Genomic DNA, 18522 nt, shown 5'->3' with positions numbered 1-18522 from the left:
AATGTTCAATGTTACGTGTTATAGTGTACCACTTTAATAGTACACTGCAAAAGTAGAATAAAAAACAATACGCTCCAAGCTTTTATGCAAAAAACTTTGAATTGTTAACACTATTTAGCACTTAAACCCTCACGCGTACATAACTAATAAACAGGGAGATAGTACGGCACTATCTATGAGATACTCGTAACTTATCTGCCCACGAAGTTACGGCTATTATTAATGGTAGCGATTGCTACATTTAATGGTAGCAAAAATTCCCATTAATGGGAACAATGGCAGCACAATGTAACACTGTAACATACGACAGGAGAGAGAAAATATATGGTCAAGATAGAACAAGTAATAGCTTATAAGATTATTTATATATTATAATATATAAATAATTAATATATAATATTATTATAATAATAGATATTATACAACCATGACCAAACTTTTTTTCGTTCCTGTCGTAAAATTAGCGTTAAACTCTTGGTAGATTGAAATATTTTTTGTACCTTTGCAGTGTAATCTTAAAAGACTGAATAATGACAAAAGAGACTAACTTAAATGACCGTTCAATCATCGAACGACAGATGCTATTCGCAGGTAAAGAAATCGAGAAACTGATGGATGTATATCCCTGCTTACGCGAGGTGTGCAAGGGCCTTAAAACCGAGGCCTACCCTGCTGCTATGTTTGCATCGTCGGCCTTTCTGGGCACACTCATGACGCGTTGCACCTATCGTTTTTACCATCGCCCTCAGGAGTTGCGTCGCCTTAACTATAGCGTATTCATCATTGGTGACCCTGGTTCAGGAAAATCGTTTGTAACCAATCTCTACGAACTTTTAGCCGGTCCTATCCGCAAAGTATCGAAGGAGGGGCAGAATGCCGAGAATCGCTATCGTCGCAAATACAAGGAGTGGCTGGACAACGGACAGAAAGGCGATGGTCCACAGAAGCCCCAGGTAATTATCCGTACCCACCCCGCCCGTACATCCAACAAGGTGTTTATCGAAGACCTGAAGCATGCCGTTGAGATGGTGGATGGCCAGGAGATGCACCTGCACATGCTCTCGTTCGACACAGAGCTCGACAATGCCATCAATCAGCAGGGCGAGGCATGGAGCAACAAGACCTATCTGGAATTGAAGGCTTTCCACAACGAGGAGGATGGACAGTTCTTCTCGAACTACGACTCAGAGCTTTGCAACTTCAATGTGTTTTGGAACTTTGTTTATACAGGCACACCCCGCGCTCTGAAAAACAAGGTGAATGCCAACAACGTAGGCAATGGATTCTCAACCCGACTGGCAGCCATTCCCATGCCCTCAACCCACTTCGAGATGCTGAAACGTGAGGAGTTGGAAGATGCGAGCATAGAGCCCGAAGAGCACAAAACCATGCGCATGTGGGCTGAGCGATTAGACTCTACCCATGGCGAACTGCCCATTGGCAAACTGGTAGAAAGCACCTACGAATGGGCCAAGGAGCACATGGAAGAAGCCGAGGAGGACCAGTCGAAAACCGACGAACTGTTGCTTAAGCGTGTACCCTACTATGGCATCGCCGTAAGCGTACCTTTCATTATGATGCGCCATTGGGATGAGTGGCAGCAGCACCACACCCTCACTCTCGACGACACCGACCTGTACTTGTGCCGTTTGGCCATGAACATCCAGTTTGCATGCCAGCGCCATTTCTTTGGCAAGTATTGGGATTACTACTTTATGCAGCAGGCTAACTGCATTAGCTATCCCACCCGCAAGCGCCACACCAAACTGATGCGTTCGCGTTACAGTGTTCTACCTGATGAATTCAGCGTGCCTTCCATGCAGATATTCCTAGGCGTGCCCCAGCGTACCGCCGAAAAGATGATAGAGCGATGGCTCAACGATGGCTACATCAAGCGCATAGAACCCGGCAGGTACCAGAAATTATATCTCGAGCTTACATAATTGCTTATTGCAATTAAACTTTCTACCACTTACAACATCTAAGATTTACAGCATTATCTAACAATTACAACTATATCAAACAAAACAGTGAAATGAAAAGACTTTTAACTTTAACCATCGCGGCGATGATGGGGGCAAGTGTGTTTGCCCAGGTTAAGTATCCGTATCTGGATACAAAGTTATCAAACAAAGAGCGCGTTGAGAACTTGCTGAGTCTGCTCACACCCGAGGAGAAGGTGGGACTGATGATGAACAAGTCGATCTCGATCGACCGTCTGGGCATCCCCAGCTACAACTGGTGGAGCGAGGCTTGTCATGGTGTGCGCCAGGATGGCTATACGGTTTATCCACAACCCATCGGTATGGCTGCCGCCTTTAATGCACAGCTGTTCTACGACGTATTCTCGCAGGTTTCTGACGAGGCACGTGCCAACTGGAACCGAACAGATCACAACGACCCCAAGCTTTTTAATGTGCCCATGGGCGTTACCTATTATCCTGGTAACCCTGAGCTTACGTTCTGGTGCCCGAATGTAAATATCTTCCGCGATCCACGTTGGGGTCGTGGACAGGAAACCTGTGGCGAGGACCCTTATCTGAATGCCGTATTAGGCGTACAGACTGTATTGGGTATGCAGGGTAACAACGATAAGTACTTCAAGACCCATGCCTGTGCCAAGCACTATGCCGTGCACAGCGGTCCAGAGCCCTTGCGCCACTCTATGAACGTAGAGCCTACCAATCGCGACCTGTGGGAAACCTACCTGCCCGCCTTTAAGGCTCTGGTAAAGAAAGGTAACGTGCGCGAGGTGATGTGCGCCTACCAGCGTTTCGAGGGTAAGCCCTGCTGCACCAGCGACCGTTTATTGATTGATATCTTGCGTAACAAGTGGGGCTACGACGCCATCGTACTGACCGACTGCGACGCTATCAACAACTTCTTTAATCGTGGACAACACGAAACCCATAAGGATGGACTCTCTGCCTCTGTTGATGCTGTGCTGAATGGTACCGACCTGGAGTGTGGTAAGGTATTCATGAGCTTGGTTGAGGGCCTGAAGAAGGGTCTGATTAAGGAGAGCGACCTTGACAATCATCTGCGTAAGACCCTGATGGGCCGCTTTGAGTTGGGTATGTTCGACCCTGCCGACATGCTGCCTTGGGCCAAACTGGGTGCCGATGTGATTAGCAGCGAGAAGAACGATGCAATGGCAGTTCAGGCTGCACGCGAGAGTATGGTACTTCTGGAGAACAAGGGTGCCGTGCTACCACTCTCAAAGAGCATCAAGACACTGGCTGTGCTTGGTCCTAATGCCGACGATGTGAACATGCTGAATGGTAACTATGGTGGTACACCAACTGCCGCCCACCAGCACTCGCTGCTCTCAGGTATCAAGGCTGCAGTACCTGGCGCTAAGATTATCTACAACAAGGCCTGTGAGTTGAACGACGAATATACCACCATCCACCATCTGCAGGACTTTAACGATGGCAAGGGTGTGAAAGTAGAGTTTTATAATAATAAGGAATTAGCAGGCGAACCTGCCAAGACTGATTACTACAACGAGCTTAACTTCTCGACCTTTGGCGCCTGGGGATTTGCCCAGGGCGTGAATCGCGATACCCTCAGTGTTCGCATCAGTGGACAGTACAAGTCAAACTTTACAGGCGAGATGAAGTACACCCTGACCACCGACAATGGCTACGTGCTGAAGGTAAATGGCGAGGTAGTAGAAGAGGCTCAGGCAGGTGGCCGTCGTGGTTTCTTCGGATTTGGTCGCAAGCCCCAGTATAAATCATTCCCTGTAGAGGCTGGAAAAACCTACGATGTAGTGATTGAGTACAAGCATGGAAACGGACAGTTTGCTATGCTGCGTGGCGACATCTGCGAGCGCAACCTGGTTGACTTTACCGACCTGGCCAACCAGGTGAAGGAAGCTGATGCAATCGTGATCATCGGTGGCATCTCAGCCCAGATGGAAGGCGAAGGTGGCGACAAACAGGACATTGAGCTGCCAAAAGTTCAGCAGATGTTGGTAAAGGCTATGCACAAGACTGGCAAGCCTGTTATCTTTGTGAACTGCTCAGGTTCAGCCATTGCCTTTGGTAGTGTTGAGGGCGAATACGATGCTCTGTTGCAGGCCTGGTATGCAGGTCAGGGTGGTGCCAAGGCTTTGGCCGAGGTGCTGTTTGGCGATTACAACCCTGGTGGAAAATTGCCCGTAACCTTCTATCGCTCTAATAACGATCTGCCCGATTTCCTCGACTACTCGATGAAGAACCGTACCTATCGTTACTTTACAGGTGTGCCTCAGTATGCATTCGGCTATGGTTTGAGCTACACCACTTTTAATGTAGGCGATGCCAAGATCTCAGCCAAGCAGATGAAGAAGAATGGCAAGGTAACCCTGACCGTACCTGTAACCAACACTGGCAAGCGCGAGGGAACCGAGACCGTTCAGGTATATGTAAAGCGTCTCGACGATGCAGGCGCACCTATCAAGGCCCTGAAGGGTTTCCAGAAGTTGAACCTGAAGGCAGGCGAGACACAGAAGGCCACCATCACACTGGATGGCGAGGCATTCGAGTACTACGACGAGATGATCGACGAACTGGCCACAAAGGCAGGTCGCTATCAGATTCTTTACGGTACCTCATCAATGGATAAGGACCTGAAAACCATCGATTTTGTTGTTAAGTAATCAGCGTGTATCAGCACCCCACATCATTTTTTCACGAAGGGTGTTGAAATAACGATGATCAGAACGCTTAACAACCTTGATGTCATAGGGGGCACGACGGAGCACAATCCTCGTGCCCTCTTTGCATTTCTCCGATCGACCGTCGATAGCCACCAGAAAGTTATGCGAGCGACTCTCTACATCGAGCTCAATCACCGACGAATCGGCCAACACTATGGGGCGCACATTCAACGAATGTGGTGCAACTGCCGTCATCGAGAACACCTTGGTGCCAGGCACAATGATTGGGCCGCCATTAGAGAGCGAGTAAGCCGTTGAACCTGTAGGCGTTGAAATCACCAGTCCATCAGCCTGATACGTATTCAGATACTGTCCGTTAACGCTGGCACGTATCGAAATCATCGATGCAGTATCGCGTTTCAGGATGGCCACATCATTCAGTGCACAACTGCACTCTCCCAATGGTGCACCATCAGCCTCCACCTGTATCAGTGCACGACTCTCAACAGCATAGTCGTCGTTATAGAGTGCACGCATACAATGTTCGATATCATCGGGACTGATATCGGCCAGGAAACCCAGTCGGCCCATATTTACGCCTAAGATGGGGATGTTCTTCTTGCCCACACGGCAAGCCGCCTTCAGGAATGTACCATCACCACCCATCGAAATCACAAAGTCGGCATCAAAGTTATTGTCAGAGAAAACCTTAGTGGCCTTCACGTCCAGTCGCTGATTATCCTTCAGGAAGTAATAATACTCCATGTCAACATAGAGCTCCGCGCCATAGTTGGCGATCGTTGAGAGCACCTTCTGGATACTGGCCGATTTGCGGGCCTGATAAATATTGCCCAACAGGGCAAACCTGAGTTTACGATGTTCCATTCTTGTATCTTTTGGGTGCAAAGATATAAAAATTCGTGCAATTCGTGTAATTCGTGCCAAAAAATTTGTATCTTTGCCGTCAGAATAACAAATTATCGAGAATATTATGGCAAAAGTTTATGTTTTCCTAGCAGAAGGTTTCGAGGATGTAGAGGCCTTGATTCCTATAGATGTATTACGTCGTGGGGGTGTTGATGTAACCACCGTTAGCATCTCTGAATTTCCTTTGGTAACGTCGGCCCACGGTGTGAATATCGAAGCTGATATTCTGTTTGAGCAGGGCGAGTTCGATAATGCCGACCTGCTGATGCTGCCAGGTGGTATGCCAGGTGCCAGCAACCTGTTCAACCATTCTGGTTTGTGCGAAGCCCTGAAGGCTCAGTACCAGGCAGGCAAGAAGATATCTGCCATCTGTGCTGCTCCAGGCGTAGTACTCGCCCCACTGGGTATCCTTGAGGGCAAGCAGGCTACTTGCTATCCAGGCTTTGAGAAAGCATTAGCCGAGAATGGCGCCAGCTATACAGGCGATCTGGTAACCGTAGATGGTAACATCACCACCGCCGAGGGCCCTGCAGCAGCTTTCCCCTACGCCTACGAACTGCTCAGTCAGTTGGTTGACAAGCAAACTGCCGACCAGATTGCCGAGGGTATGCGCTTTAAACATTTAATGCAGAAATAATGGATTATATTATCATAGTAGCAGGCGGTAAGGGCTTGCGCATGGGGTCGGATATCCCCAAGCAGTTTCTGCCCATTGGTGGCAAGCCCGTACTGATGCGCACACTGGAGCGATTCCGCGAGTACTCTAAGGATATCCAGATTATTCTGGTATTACCCGAAGCCCAGCAGGCCTATTGGCATCAGCTGTGCCAGGAGTACCATTTTGATGTGGAGTACACCTTAGCCAATGGCGGACAAACACGCTTCCACTCAGTACAGAACGGACTGGCCAAGGTACCCGATGACGCCATCGGCGTAGTAGGTGTGCACGATGGTGTGCGCCCCTTCCCCAGTATCGAGGTGATTCGTAACTGCTATACGACAGCAAGAGAAAAAAAGGCCGTCATTCCAGTCATCCCCGTTGTTGAGACCGTACGCCATCTGGAAGGCGAGCAATCCAAAACAGTGCCTCGCGATGCCTATCGACTGGTGCAGACACCTCAGACCTTCGACATCCAACTGCTGAAGGCAGCCAATCGTCAGCCCTACAACGACGGTTTTACTGATGACGCCTCGGTAGTTGAAGCATTCGGCTACAACATCACCTTGGTTGAAGGCAACCGCGAAAACATCAAGATTACCACTCCCTACGATTTAAAAATCGCAGAGGTTCTTATATAATGGACATACTCAATCAGGATATCAAATACCTACCTGGCGTGGGACCTAACCGTAAGAAGATGCTGAGCAACGAGCTTGGCATTGAGAGTTACGGCGACCTGCTGGAGTACTACCCCTACAAATACGTCGACCGCTCGAAGGTGTACACCATCCACGAGCTTACGGGCGACATGCCGTTTGTACAGGTGGTAGGACATATCCTGAGTTTCGAGACCTTTCCGATGGGCCCGCGTAAGGAGCGCGTAGTGGCACACTTTACAGATGGCACAGGCATCTGTGACCTTACCTGGTTTAATGGTGGCAAATACGCCAAACAGAATTATAAGATAGGTACCGAGTATCTGGTGTTTGGCAAACCCACTGTGTTTAACAACCGCATCAACTTCACCCATCCCGACCTGGATGATGCGTCGAAACTCGACCTCACCACCATGGGACTTCAGCCCTATTACAACACCACCGAGAAGATGAAGAAGAGCGGATTGAACTCGCGTGCCATCGAACGACTCACCAAGACGCTCATCGAGAAACTTCCGCCACAACCCGAAACCATCCCCGATTTTATCTACCAGCCCTTGCATCTGGTAGGTCGTGACTTCGCCCTGCGCACGGTACACTATCCACAGAACACCAAGGACCTGGAGCGTGCCCGATTGCGTTTGAAGTTCGAGGAACTGTTTTTTATACAACTTAATATATTAAGGTACGCGAGCGATCAGCGTCGCAAATTCCGTGGGTATGTATTCTCTACGGTAGGCGATGTATTCAACACTTTCTATAGTCAGTATCTGCCCTTCCCACTCACAGGTGCCCAGAAGCGTGTGATTAAGGAGATTCGCAAGGATATGGGTTCTGGCCGCCAGATGAACCGATTGTTGCAAGGTGATGTGGGTAGCGGTAAAACACTTGTGGCACTGATGTCAATGCTGATTGCCATCGATAACGGCTATCAGGCCTGTATCATGGCCCCAACCGAAATCCTGGCCGAACAGCATCTGCAAACCATCATGGGATTCCTCAAGGATATGAACCTGCGCGTAGCCCTGCTTACCGGTATGGTAAAGGGGAAACGTCGCGAAGAGGTGCTCGAAGGTCTGTTGGATGGTACCATCAACATTCTGGTGGGCACCCACGCTGTCATCGAGGATACTGTGCAGTTTGCCCGATTAGGCTTTGTGGTGGTCGATGAGCAGCACCGCTTTGGTGTGGCCCAGCGCGCCAAGCTTTGGAGTAAGAGCGCTAACCCACCCCACGTATTAGTGATGACTGCCACGCCTATTCCACGCACCTTAGCCATGACTCTGTATGGCGATCTCGACGTGAGTGTTATCGACGAGTTGCCTCCAGGCCGTAAGCCCGTACAAACCACACATGTTTTCGATTCGCGTATGACATCGCTCTACGATGGTATCCGTCGGCAGATTAACGAGGGCCGACAGGTTTACATCGTGTTCCCCCTGATTGAAGAGAGTGCTAAGAGCGACCTAAAGAACCTTGAAGATGGCTTTGAGGTACTGCGCGAAGCCTTCCCCGAGTTCCGGTTGAGTAAGGTACACGGACGTATGAAACCTAAGGACAAAGAGGAGGAGATGCAACGCTTTGTACGTGGTGAGACACAGATACTTGTGGCAACAACGGTGATCGAGGTAGGTGTGAATGTTCCTAACGCCTCGGTAATGGTTATTCTCGAGGCCCAACGCTTCGGACTGGCCCAGTTGCACCAGCTCCGAGGTCGTGTAGGTCGTGGTGCCGACCAGTCGTATTGCATTCTCGTCACCCCCTTCAAACTGAGCGAAGACACCCGCAAGCGTATCGACATTATGTGCGATACCAACGACGGTTTCCGTATAGCCGAGGCCGACCTGAAACTCCGTGGTCCTGGCGACCTGGAAGGCACCCAGCAGAGTGGTATGGCTTTCGATTTAAAGATTGCTGACATAGCCCGTGATGGACAGATTGTGCAGATGGCCCGCGACGAGGCACAAAAGATTATTGACGAGGACCCAGAATGTAACTCTGAGAAATTCAGCATGTTATGGAACCGACTGCGCCAATTACGTAAAACAAATATTAATTGGGCGGCTATATCCTAAAACTATGTTAACTTGTGCTGTTAGCGCGCACGTAGTTTAAAAAAAATTACTACCTTTGCAGCAGAAATCTTTTTCTATTGCAAACCATTATGAAGAAATTGTTTATATTTGCCCTGATGTTGATGCTTTCTATGAGCGACCTCGCTCTTGGAAAGGTTAACCCTGACCAGGCTCCAGACGAGGAGGAGATTGGCAACTTCGACTTCATTTATGGAACACAAGACGATTTGAACGAAGCCTTCGAGAAGACCGAGATGATTATGAGCGAGGCTTTCTCACACATGGGTGCCCGCTACCGCTCAGGTGCTAAAGGTCCAAGCGCTTTCGACTGCTCTGGCTTTACCAGCTATGTTTACAAGCAGCAAACCGATTTGTTTATCGGTGCTTCATCTAGAGATCAGTATGCACGCAATATCCCCATCACCCGCGATGAGTTGCAGAGTGGCGACCTGGTATTCTTTACCAGTCCACGTTCTGGTCGAGGTGTTGGCCATGTAGGTATCGTGGTTGATGTAGATCCCATCAACAATACATTCACCTTCATTCACGCCAGTACCAATAACGGTATTACTATCAACAGTTCTACCGACTCGGGTTACGCCCGTCGTTACATCGGTGCACGTAGAGTGCAGCAGTAAACGGAAATCGACACATTTAGCCATATTAACCTGAAAAAACAACAAAATATCGGCGAAAGTGTTAAAAGTGAACAAAAAACACCAATATATTTCCGTTTTTCATGCAATATTAGTACCTTTGCACCGGATTTTTTAATTTGATATTAACTCAACTAAGTATATGAACATTAAAAGCTTTAAGAAAATAGCTGTTTTGGCATTCTCAGTTTTTGTTGCAGCCCCCGCGTCTGCACAGGATCTGTTGGCTAAGCAGGCACCAGTCGATCGCAAGATGAAGGCAGTCGACTCGATGGTTCTCAAGCGAATCATTGAGCAGGAGGAGAAGTACAACCCCTCAGCCGACCTCTACGAAGACTGGAATAATGTATATGCCCACCGCGAAACAGTACTCCCCGACTCATTCCGTATCGACCTGAGAGGTTTCCACATGCCTACCGATAGCCGTGTGCTCACCTCAAACTTCGGCGCACGTTGGGGACGTCAGCACAAGGGCCTCGACATCAAAGTATATATTGGTGATACCATCCGCGCCGCCTTCAGCGGTAAGATCCGTATCGTAAAATATGAGCCTAAGGGTTATGGTAAGTACGTAGTTATCCGCCACCACAATGGTCTGGAGACTATCTATGGTCACATGTCAAAGCACCTGGTAGTTGAGAATCAGGAGGTTAAGGCTGGTGATCCTATCGGATTGGGTGGTAACACTGGTCGTAGTACTGGTTCACACCTGCACTTCGAGACACGTCTTTGCGGTGTAGCCCTGAACCCAGCTCTGCTGTTCGACTTCCGCAATCAGGATGTTGTAGGCGATTTCTACATGTTCCGTCGCAGCAAGTACGCTGCTGAGTCGGCTATGGCCACTCGTCTGCGTGGTGTTGGTGGTGTAACCGCTGGCGATAACGATCAGGACGACGAGCTCGAGATTGCAACTGCCCCACGTACATCATCTAATGTACACTTCCACAAGGTTAAGAAGGGCGATACCCTGCAGGCCATTGCCCGCAAGCACCACACTACGATTGCTAAGCTCTGCGAGCTGAACCATATCGGCAAGAACATTCGCTTGCGCCCAGGACAAATTTTGAAATACAACTAAAAAAATATCAGGAATCCCGTCAAGTTGACGGGATTTTTTTTGGTATATTGCTCACTTATTTGTATATTTGCGCCATAAACTTAAAACAAAAGCGTATGTACGACAAGGAAAGAGGGCTTTACATAGCCCACTGCTCTAATGGAGCACTGAGTATTACAGGTAAGATGGCCAACCGTCATGGTTTGATTGCTGGTGCCACAGGTACAGGTAAAACTGTTACCCTGCAGGTGATGGCCGAGACCTTCTGCCAGGCAGGTGTACCCTGCTTCATGGCCGATATGAAGGGCGACCTCTCGGGTATCTCGCAGACTGGTAAGCTGAGTGGCTTTATCGAGAAGCGCATGCCCGAATTTGGCATCGAGAATCCAGAGTTCCAAAGTTGTCCTGTACGCTTCTTCGATGTGTTTGGCGAGCAAGGACATCCCATGCGTGCCACCATCTCACAGATGGGTCCACAGCTGCTCAGTCGTCTGCTCGACCTGAACGAGACACAGGATGGCGTACTGAACATCGTGTTCCGCATTGCCGACGAGCGCGGACTGCTGATTCTCGACCTGAAAGACCTGCGCGCCATGCTCGACTATGTATCGCAGCATGCCAAGGAGTACACCACTAAATACGGTAATATCTCAACTGCCTCGGTTGGTGCCATCCAGCGCGCCCTGTTGCAGTTGGAGAACCAAGGCGCCAACCAATTCTTTGGCGAGCCCTCGTTCGACATCTTCGACCTGATGCAGACCGAAGGTGGCAAGGGTATCATGAATGTGCTGGCTGCCGATAAGTTGATGATGCAGCCCAAGTTGTACTCTACATTCCTGTTGTGGCTTTTGAGCGAGCTCTACTCTACCCTCCCCGAGGTAGGCGACATGCCGCTGCCTAAGTTGGTATTCTTCTTCGACGAGGCACACATGCTGTTCGACGGCACATCAAAGGCATTGCTCGATAAGATTGAGCAGGTTATCCGTTTGATTCGTTCAAAGGGCGTGGGTATCTACTTTATTACCCAGAGTCCTACCGATATCCCCGAAAACATCCTCGGACAGTTAGGCAACCGTGTGCAGCATGCCCTGCGTGCTTACACACCAAAGGATCAGAAGGCTGTTAAGACCGCTGCCGACACGTTCCGTCCTAACCCAGCATTTAAAACCGACGAGGCCATCATGAACCTGGAGACAGGCGAGGCGCTTGTTAGTTTCCTCGACGAGAAGGGTGCACCCAATATCGTAGAGCGTGCCAAGATTCTGTTCCCGCTCTCGCAGATTGGTGCCATCACCGAGGGGCAGCGTCTCGATATCATCAAGCAGAGTCGTATCTATGGTAAGTACGACACACCAGTGGATCGCGAGAGTGCCTTCGAGGTACTGATGGCCGAAGCCGATTGCGCCCTGCAGGAACAGGAGCAGACCGAAGTTGAGGTTCCACAGCCTGAAGCTAAGGCCGAGAAAAAGAAGTCGGGTATACTGGCAAAGGTAGGCAAGGCCATTCTGACTGCCATCACCTCTACCCTGGCAGCTATGTTAGGCACCTACGTAAGCGATAAGGTAACGGGTAAGAAAACCAAGAGTCGCACCTCGGCAAAAGGTCGCGTAGTGAAAAACGCCACCAGTGCCGCTACACGAACAATTACCAAGGAGCTTACAAGAGATATCCTTGGTAACCTGATTAAGTAATTAAAGATATTCACAAACAGTATAAATATACCGCTGTCGCTCGACGGTGGTATATTTATATTTGGTGGGTTTGATCAGGGATTTCACATCGTGAGTGATGCCAGTGCCGACAAGCTTGGCAGTGGCCTCTTTCATCGTCCAAAGGCGGATGAAAGTGGCTTCTGGGGTGGCAGATGCGGCGATTTCTGTTCTCTCCTCATCGTTCATGGTGTAGTTTACCAGGCTATCCTTGAATTCGCGGATACACTCCACATCTACGCCAACGGGCTTATCGCTGATGACACAGATGACAGCCTCCTTGCAATGACTCACGTTAAAGAATATCTCCGGATGGCCTATGATGCCAGGCTTACCATGCTCGTTATACTCAAAGATGGGGTTATCCATTATGCCATACTCCTTACGCAAGCCTTCCTTTAGTAGCTGATAGGCAAGCACACACAAGCGCTGCCCCTGTTCAAATTTGAACTTCAAGGCCTGCTCGCGGCGCTGCTCCGAAATCTCACCCAGCGCCGCCTGCAAATCAAAATCCCATATCTTCTCGCTTATATATACTCCCATTTTCTTTTTTTTAGCAACGGACTACAGGACTTTAGGATTTATCTTTCAGATAAACTCGTTTATAATCCCTACCCTCACCAAAGTTAAGAAGTAATCCTACCTTATAGTGAGTAATAGTCAAATAATTAATCAGTTGAGCACTGTGTGCAGGTATCAATTGTGATACTGCTTTTAATTCCAATATAATCTTATTATCTACTATAATATCTGCAATATACTCTCCAATAATATGTCCTTTGTAAACAACCTCCAGGTGTTTCTGTCTTTCATACGAAACACCCAATTCGTCAAGTTCTATACATAGAGCATTTTCATATACAGACTCTAAGAAACCTGTCCCTAAAGTACTTAAGACTGTAAAATATGCCTTTAGTATCTTCCCTGATAGTTCTTCGTATAACATAAATCCTAAAATCCTGTAGTCCGTTGCTAAAAAATCATTCAATACCAATCTCAGGTGTGGGGATTTTGCGGTTGGGATTCTCCTTGGCACCTAAAGTGATTAGTTCTTGCGCCTTTTGCGTGACGCTTTGACGACCAGTTATCAACTTGTTATTGGTGTTGTCGTAAGCCTTCTGCACAGCCTCAATCTTACTACCCAGGTCGTTATAGCGCTGCACAAAGTCGCCTAAGCGATCCAACAACTGCTCAGCCAAGCCAAATACTTTCTCCTGATTCTCGGCCTGCTGGTTCTGCACCCAGGCAATGTGTATCATGTGCAGAATGCCCAACAGGTTCTGCTCGCCCGTTACAAACACCTTCTTTTCGAAAGCCTCGCGCCACAACGTAGGATCATTGGCCAATGCCAACTGCAGCGACGACTCGAAGGGTACGAACATAATCACGAAATCAACCACATCGCGACCATTCTTCACGTATTTCGAATAGTCCTTACGTGCTAACTCGTTTACATGCTGGCGCACACTCTTGATGTGATCCTGCAGGTAACGCTCCTTATCCTCGGGTGTCTCGGCATTCACGTATTTCTCGTAGGCTACCAACGATACCTTCGAATCGATGATAGCATCCTGCCCCTGTGGGTAATGCAGAATCACGTCGGGCTGCATCTCGCGACCAGTCTCATCGTGTTTCATGGGACGTCCGAGTTCATCGCGCAAACGGGCCTGCACCTCGTAGTGGATGCCCTCCGTCAGACCCTGACTATTCAGCAGGTCGCCCAGAATAATCTCGCCCATGTTACCACTCACCTTGTTATCGCGTCGCAGCACATTCGTCAAGTTTTCAGCCTTCTCACCCAGTTGCTGCGTTTGCTGCATCATCAGCAGCATCTGCTCACGAAACGAAGCCGAATGGGCTGCGCTCTCCTTTTGGTTTTCACTGATAGCCTTCTGCATGTTGGCGATAGCATCCTTCAATGGTTGCGTGATGCCAGATATTGTTTCGGTATTCGACTGCTTCAGTTTCTGGGCACTTTGCTCCAGCAGTTGCTGAGCCATATTCTTAAAGCGCTCCTCATGGCGCTGCGACTCTTCAGCCATCTGCTGATGCAGCAACTGCAACTCTCGCATCTGAGCTTCGGCACGTGCATGCAACTCACGGTTCTCACCCTCCAAGTGGCGCACTCTGCTGGTGCTCTCTGCCAACTGCTCATTCTTCAGTTTCAGCTCCATGCCAGTTTTGCCACCCTCTATACGGAGGTGATCCATTTTGCGATCCATCAGCAGGTAAAGCGCTACAGCACCCACTGCGATACCTATTATAATATAAAGTACAATCATAAGTCGTATTGTTTTTATTTTGCTGCAAAATTAAGCAATTTCTTCGTAATAAGGACCAAATGAACCTATAATTTTGCACAAAAAAAATGTGCGTTCATTCGTTTTTCGAAATCACGCACATTTTCACTCGTTCCGTATATTACTTCATGTCAGATTAAAGGTAAACTAGATCAGATTGTTCAATAAAACTTAAAAAACTGTTGTACGAGTGCAAAAGTACGCATTTTAATCTACCAAACCAAATCTTTTCTCCATTTTCTTTGCTTTGTTAACTCTATTTAACTTTAAAAAGAGGTTGTGTTCGTCCACACAACACGAAAAACACACTAACTATGACTTTTTCTTTGCTTGGAACGTATAACCATGATTGACGACCAATGCAGTGAAAGACGTTTTTGACTAATTAAAGCGAATTTTTGGTTAAAGAATCTGTAAAATGTACGTTTTACACCTCTATATTTCGTCCACTCTTTTTAGATTTTTTAAAAATCTTATCACACTGTGTATCAGCGCTTTAGACATTTTGAGCGTATCATTTCGTCCACTTTTCGCTCTGTGCTGCCAAATGCGAGCATTAGAATTAATTATCTTTGCAGCAGAAAATCCTAATAGGGTATATTCTAACTTAACATTAACATTTAATAAAACCAAAGTATGAAGAAAAGCAGGTTAGTAATGATGTTTCTGGCACTTATGGTGACCATGACATCTTGGGCCCAGGGAATCGTGGGCACTGTGATTGACGACCAGGGCGAGACCGTTATCGGTGCTTCGGTCGTTGAAAAAGGTAATCCTCAGAATGGTACTATTACCGACTTTAATGGTAACTTCACCATTAAGGTTAACGAGGGCGCTACTATCGTAGTAAGTTACATTGGTTATGTAACCCAAGAACTAAAAGCAACCCGCAACATGCGTGTGGTGCTGAAAGAAGATGCACAGACTCTGCAGGACGTAGTTGTTATCGGCTACGGTGTGCAGAAGAAGAGCGTGGTAACAGCCTCAATCGCCAAGGTTAGCTCGGATGATCTGGAGGGTAAGACACGTCTGCGTGCCGATGATGCCCTGAAAGGTCTGGCTGCTGGTGTAAACGTTACATCTGCCAACGGACAGCCTGGTTCACAGTCGATGATTCGCGTGCGCGGTACAGGTACTATTAATGATACCAACCCGCTGTACATTATCGATGGCATGCCTACCGACCAGTACGGTCTGGAGAGTGTTAACCCTTACGATATCGAGAGTATCGAGGTACTGAAGGATGCTGCATCAGGTGCCATCTACGGTGCACGCGCAGCCAACGGTGTTATCCTGGTTACCACCAAGAAGGGTAAGATGGGTAAGGCTCAGATCAACTATAACTTCAGCTACGGTTGGCAGAGCGCCTGGAAGCATCGCGACGTGACCAGTGCTACCGACTATGCCATCCTGCAGAACGAGAAATACGTGAACGGCGGACAGGCACCTTTGTATGCCGATCCTTATAACCTGACCGATGCCAACGGTAACAAGATTACCGGTTTTGGTACCGATTGGCAGGAACTGCTGTTTAACGATAACGCCCCTGTAGTACAGCACGACGTATCGGTTAGCGGTGCTACCGAAAAGGTAAACTACTACCTGTCGCTGGGTTACTACACTCAGGATGGTATCGTGGGTGGTAACTACGGCCGCTCTAACTACGACCGTTTGACCATCAACTCAAACAACCAGTTCAACCTGTTCGACGACTCAAAGGAGCGCAACTTCCTGAACAAACTGGACATCAGCGCAAACCTCTCTTATATGCGCACACATAGCACAGGTATCGACACCAACTCTACATGGGGTTCGCCCCTGGGTTCGGCCCTGTACCTGGCTCCAACACTGCCCGTAACACTCACTGGTGCTGTGGCTCAGGATATGATTGACCGTTACAGCGCTTACGACCTTTATCGCGACGAGAACGGCAATCCTTATACTATTCCCAACTACGTAGGTAGCTATCAGGAGCAGAACAACCCCATCGCCATGATGCAGGGTAACCCCAGCCGCGGCTGGAGCCATAAGTTCAGACCTAAGTTTGCTATCGATCTGCAGATCTGGGACAACCTGAAGTACCACTTCACCTGGAGTGCCGAGCAGAGTTTCTGGGGCAGCGAGGGTGCTACCGTATCAAAGTACTACCTCTCTGGTAACAACAACAGCGACCACACATCGGCTTCAGCCGAGAAGGCCGACGCTACACAGTGGCAGGTTGAGAACACGCTGACTTACGACAAAGAGTTTGGCAAGCACTCTATCGGTGTAGTACTGGGTCAGAGCGCCCTGAAGTACAAGGGTAGCTACGTAGGTGCATCGCACTGGAACCTGATTAACGTAAACAAGCCTTATGTTGACTACACCACTGGTGGTAGCATTGAGACCACTACCGATGCCGACGGCCACATTACAGGTGTTAAGAGTCTGGTTAGCGGTTGGGCTGGTCCTAACGTAGAGCATCACCTGGCTTCGCTCTTTGCCCGTTTGAGCTACAACTACGACGAGAAGTACATGTTCCAGGGCACCATCCGCCGCGATGGTTCAAGCCGCTTCGGATCAAACAACAAATATGGTGTGTTCCCCTCATTCTCTATCGGTTGGAACATCATGAACGAGGACTTCATGAAGAACACCAGCGACTGGCTCAGCAACCTGAAGTTCCGCGCCAGCTGGGGTAAGAACGGTAACGAGAACATCGGTGACTTCCGCTACACCGTGCTCACCACCACTGGTGGCACAAGCAACTACTACTTTGGCCGTCAGGGCGTGATGAATTACGGTTCGAAGGCCAACGGACTGGCTAACGAGAACCTGAAGTGGGAGGAGAGTGAGCAGACCGACCTGGGTATCGACCTGGGCCTGTGGAACAACAAGCTTACATTTACTGTTGACTACTATATCAAGAAGACCAATGGTATGCTGATGACCATGCCTATCCCAAGCTACGTAGGTGAAACCAAGCCTATCGGTAACGTGGGCGACATGGAGAATAAGGGTATCGAGTTTGAGCTGGGTTACAAGTTCAACATTGCCGATGCACACTTTGCCATTAAGGCCAACGCATCGCACCTGAAGAACACCCTGAAGAACCTGGGTAACGACACTGGCTTCCTGAACTACGGTATCAGTCAGTTCAGCGATGGTGGCACACGTGCCGAGAACGGTCAGCCTTTCCCATACTTCTATGGTTACAAGACTGCAGGTGTACTGCAGAACCAGGCCGAGGCCGATGCTTACAATGCTAAGAATCACGCTTCGTCGGTTCCTGGCGACCTGATCTTCGTGGATGTAAACGGCGATGGCTACATTACCAGCGACGACCGCACCAAGATTGGTAAGCCAACACCCGACTGGACTTACGGTTTGAACCTGAATGCCGATTGGAAGGGCTTCGACTTCAACATCTTCTTCCAGGGCGTTTATGGTGCCGATATCTTCGACGCTACCTGGCGCCAGGATATCGCATCGGGTAACTACCCAACTTGGGTGCTGCAGCGCTGGACCGGCGAGGGCACATCAAACAAGATTCCTATGCTGAAGCTGGGCGACTCGAAGAACTGGGTTGTTAGCGACATCTACGTACAGGACGGCAGCTACCTGCGCCTGAAGAACATCTCATTGGGTTACACACTGCCTAAGCAGCTTACCAAGCGTGTAAACATCGAGCGATTCCGCGTGTATGTTCGCGCCGAGAACCTGTTTACCTGGACTAAGTACTGGGGATTCGATCCTGAAATCGGTACCAGCAGCACATCGATGGGTGTAGATTACGGTGTATATCCACAGGCACGCATCTTTACTGTAGGTTGCAACCTCTCGCTGTAAAATGTAAT

At 48.8% G+C, this 18522-nt stretch carries 13 protein-coding genes; 9 read left to right on the top strand and 4 right to left on the bottom strand.

Annotated features, from left to right (window positions below; genetic code table 11):
• Positions 1-530 precede the first annotated feature (530 nt).
• Both T499_RS0102370 and T499_RS0102365 read left to right on the top strand, forming a co-directional pair.
• A complete protein-coding gene (locus T499_RS0102370) occupies positions 531-1943 on the top strand; it encodes a YfjI family protein (RefSeq protein ID WP_033149599.1) in 1413 nt (470 codons plus the stop codon).
• Between the two features lie 92 nt (positions 1944-2035).
• Positions 2036-4645, top strand: a complete 2610-nt coding sequence (locus T499_RS0102365; RefSeq protein ID WP_033149598.1) for a glycoside hydrolase family 3 C-terminal domain-containing protein — start codon at positions 2036-2038, stop codon at positions 4643-4645.
• Here the strand turns inward: T499_RS0102365 and T499_RS0102360 are convergent, their stop codons facing one another.
• A complete protein-coding gene (locus T499_RS0102360) occupies positions 4646-5530 on the bottom strand; it encodes an NAD kinase (protein ID WP_033149597.1) in 885 nt (294 codons plus the stop codon).
• Positions 5531-5636: 106 nt separating this feature from the next.
• Here T499_RS0102360 and T499_RS0102355 point away from each other — a divergent pair, with 106 nt between their 5' ends.
• The 6 genes from T499_RS0102355 (at position 5637) to T499_RS0102330 (ending at position 12368) form a co-directional block, all read left to right on the top strand.
• A complete protein-coding gene (locus tag T499_RS0102355) occupies positions 5637-6209 on the top strand; it encodes a DJ-1 family glyoxalase III (protein ID WP_033149596.1) in 573 nt (190 codons plus the stop codon).
• Positions 6209-6871, top strand: a complete 663-nt coding sequence (locus T499_RS0102350) for a 2-C-methyl-D-erythritol 4-phosphate cytidylyltransferase (RefSeq protein WP_033149595.1) — start codon at positions 6209-6211, stop codon at positions 6869-6871. The genes T499_RS0102355 and T499_RS0102350 overlap by 1 nt, the downstream gene beginning before the upstream one ends.
• Positions 6871-8964: an ATP-dependent DNA helicase RecG gene (gene recG / locus T499_RS0102345; RefSeq protein WP_033149594.1), complete on the top strand. Its 2094-nt coding sequence runs from the start codon at positions 6871-6873 to the stop codon at positions 8962-8964. Before T499_RS0102350 ends, recG begins: the two co-directional genes overlap by 1 nt.
• An 89-nt stretch (positions 8965-9053) precedes the next feature.
• Positions 9054-9602 (top strand): C40 family peptidase, encoded by a 549-nt coding sequence (locus T499_RS0102340; RefSeq protein ID WP_052173309.1) that lies wholly within the window; start codon positions 9054-9056, stop codon positions 9600-9602.
• Between the two features lie 160 nt (positions 9603-9762).
• On the top strand, positions 9763-10698 hold the full coding sequence (locus T499_RS0102335; RefSeq protein ID WP_013064255.1) for a M23 family metallopeptidase: 936 nt from the start codon (positions 9763-9765) through the stop codon (positions 10696-10698).
• Positions 10699-10793: 95 nt separating this feature from the next.
• Positions 10794-12368 carry a helicase HerA-like domain-containing protein gene (locus T499_RS0102330; RefSeq protein ID WP_033149593.1) on the top strand — a complete coding sequence of 525 codons (1575 nt, stop codon included), beginning with the start codon at positions 10794-10796 and terminating at the stop codon, positions 12366-12368.
• Here T499_RS0102330 and T499_RS14000 read toward each other — a convergent pair whose 3' ends face one another.
• From T499_RS14000 to rmuC, 3 genes are read right to left on the bottom strand one after another with little or no spacing between them, the layout of a single operon-like run.
• Positions 12369-12929, bottom strand: a complete 561-nt coding sequence (locus tag T499_RS14000; protein ID WP_052173307.1) for a 4'-phosphopantetheinyl transferase family protein — start codon at positions 12927-12929, stop codon at positions 12369-12371.
• Positions 12930-12960: 31 nt separating this feature from the next.
• Positions 12961-13332, bottom strand: a complete 372-nt coding sequence (locus T499_RS0102320; RefSeq protein WP_033149592.1) for a GxxExxY protein — start codon at positions 13330-13332, stop codon at positions 12961-12963.
• Between the two features lie 34 nt (positions 13333-13366).
• The gene (rmuC, locus tag T499_RS0102315; RefSeq protein WP_033149591.1) at positions 13367-14668 is read right to left on the bottom strand and encodes a DNA recombination protein RmuC; all 1302 of its coding nucleotides are present in this window, start codon (positions 14666-14668) and stop codon (positions 13367-13369) included.
• A gap of 654 nt (positions 14669-15322) precedes the next feature.
• On the opposite strand from rmuC, the gene T499_RS0102310 reads away from it, so the two are divergent.
• Positions 15323-18514 (top strand): SusC/RagA family TonB-linked outer membrane protein, encoded by a 3192-nt coding sequence (locus T499_RS0102310; protein WP_033149590.1) that lies wholly within the window; start codon positions 15323-15325, stop codon positions 18512-18514.
• Positions 18515-18522: the final 8 nt, after the last annotated feature.

It is taken from the genome of Prevotella sp. RM4 (assembly GCF_000701965.1).
Taxonomy (GTDB): Bacteria; Bacteroidota; Bacteroidia; order Bacteroidales; family Bacteroidaceae; genus Prevotella; species Prevotella ruminicola.
This window is presented reverse-complemented; position numbering and strand designations above follow the sequence as displayed.

What these genes read in the sequence shown, in the direction of transcription:
- recG (WP_033149594.1), top strand. Translation starts at nt 6,871, where the DNA reads ATGGACATACTCAATCAGGATATCAAATACCTACCTGGCGTGGGACCT.
- T499_RS14000 (WP_052173307.1), bottom strand. Translation starts at nt 12,929, where the DNA reads ATGGGAGTATATATAAGCGAGAAGATATGGGATTTTGATTTGCAGGCG.
- T499_RS0102365 (WP_033149598.1), top strand. Translation starts at nt 2,036, where the DNA reads ATGAAAAGACTTTTAACTTTAACCATCGCGGCGATGATGGGGGCAAGT.
- T499_RS0102355 (WP_033149596.1), top strand. Translation starts at nt 5,637, where the DNA reads ATGGCAAAAGTTTATGTTTTCCTAGCAGAAGGTTTCGAGGATGTAGAG.
- T499_RS0102370 (WP_033149599.1), top strand. Translation starts at nt 531, where the DNA reads ATGACAAAAGAGACTAACTTAAATGACCGTTCAATCATCGAACGACAG.
- T499_RS0102310 (WP_033149590.1), top strand. Translation starts at nt 15,323, where the DNA reads ATGAAGAAAAGCAGGTTAGTAATGATGTTTCTGGCACTTATGGTGACC.
- T499_RS0102330 (WP_033149593.1), top strand. Translation starts at nt 10,794, where the DNA reads ATGTACGACAAGGAAAGAGGGCTTTACATAGCCCACTGCTCTAATGGA.
- T499_RS0102350 (WP_033149595.1), top strand. Translation starts at nt 6,209, where the DNA reads ATGGATTATATTATCATAGTAGCAGGCGGTAAGGGCTTGCGCATGGGG.
- T499_RS0102360 (WP_033149597.1), bottom strand. Translation starts at nt 5,530, where the DNA reads ATGGAACATCGTAAACTCAGGTTTGCCCTGTTGGGCAATATTTATCAG.
- T499_RS0102320 (WP_033149592.1), bottom strand. Translation starts at nt 13,332, where the DNA reads ATGTTATACGAAGAACTATCAGGGAAGATACTAAAGGCATATTTTACA.
- rmuC (WP_033149591.1), bottom strand. Translation starts at nt 14,668, where the DNA reads ATGATTGTACTTTATATTATAATAGGTATCGCAGTGGGTGCTGTAGCG.
- T499_RS0102340 (WP_052173309.1), top strand. Translation starts at nt 9,054, where the DNA reads ATGAAGAAATTGTTTATATTTGCCCTGATGTTGATGCTTTCTATGAGC.
- T499_RS0102335 (WP_013064255.1), top strand. Translation starts at nt 9,763, where the DNA reads ATGAACATTAAAAGCTTTAAGAAAATAGCTGTTTTGGCATTCTCAGTT.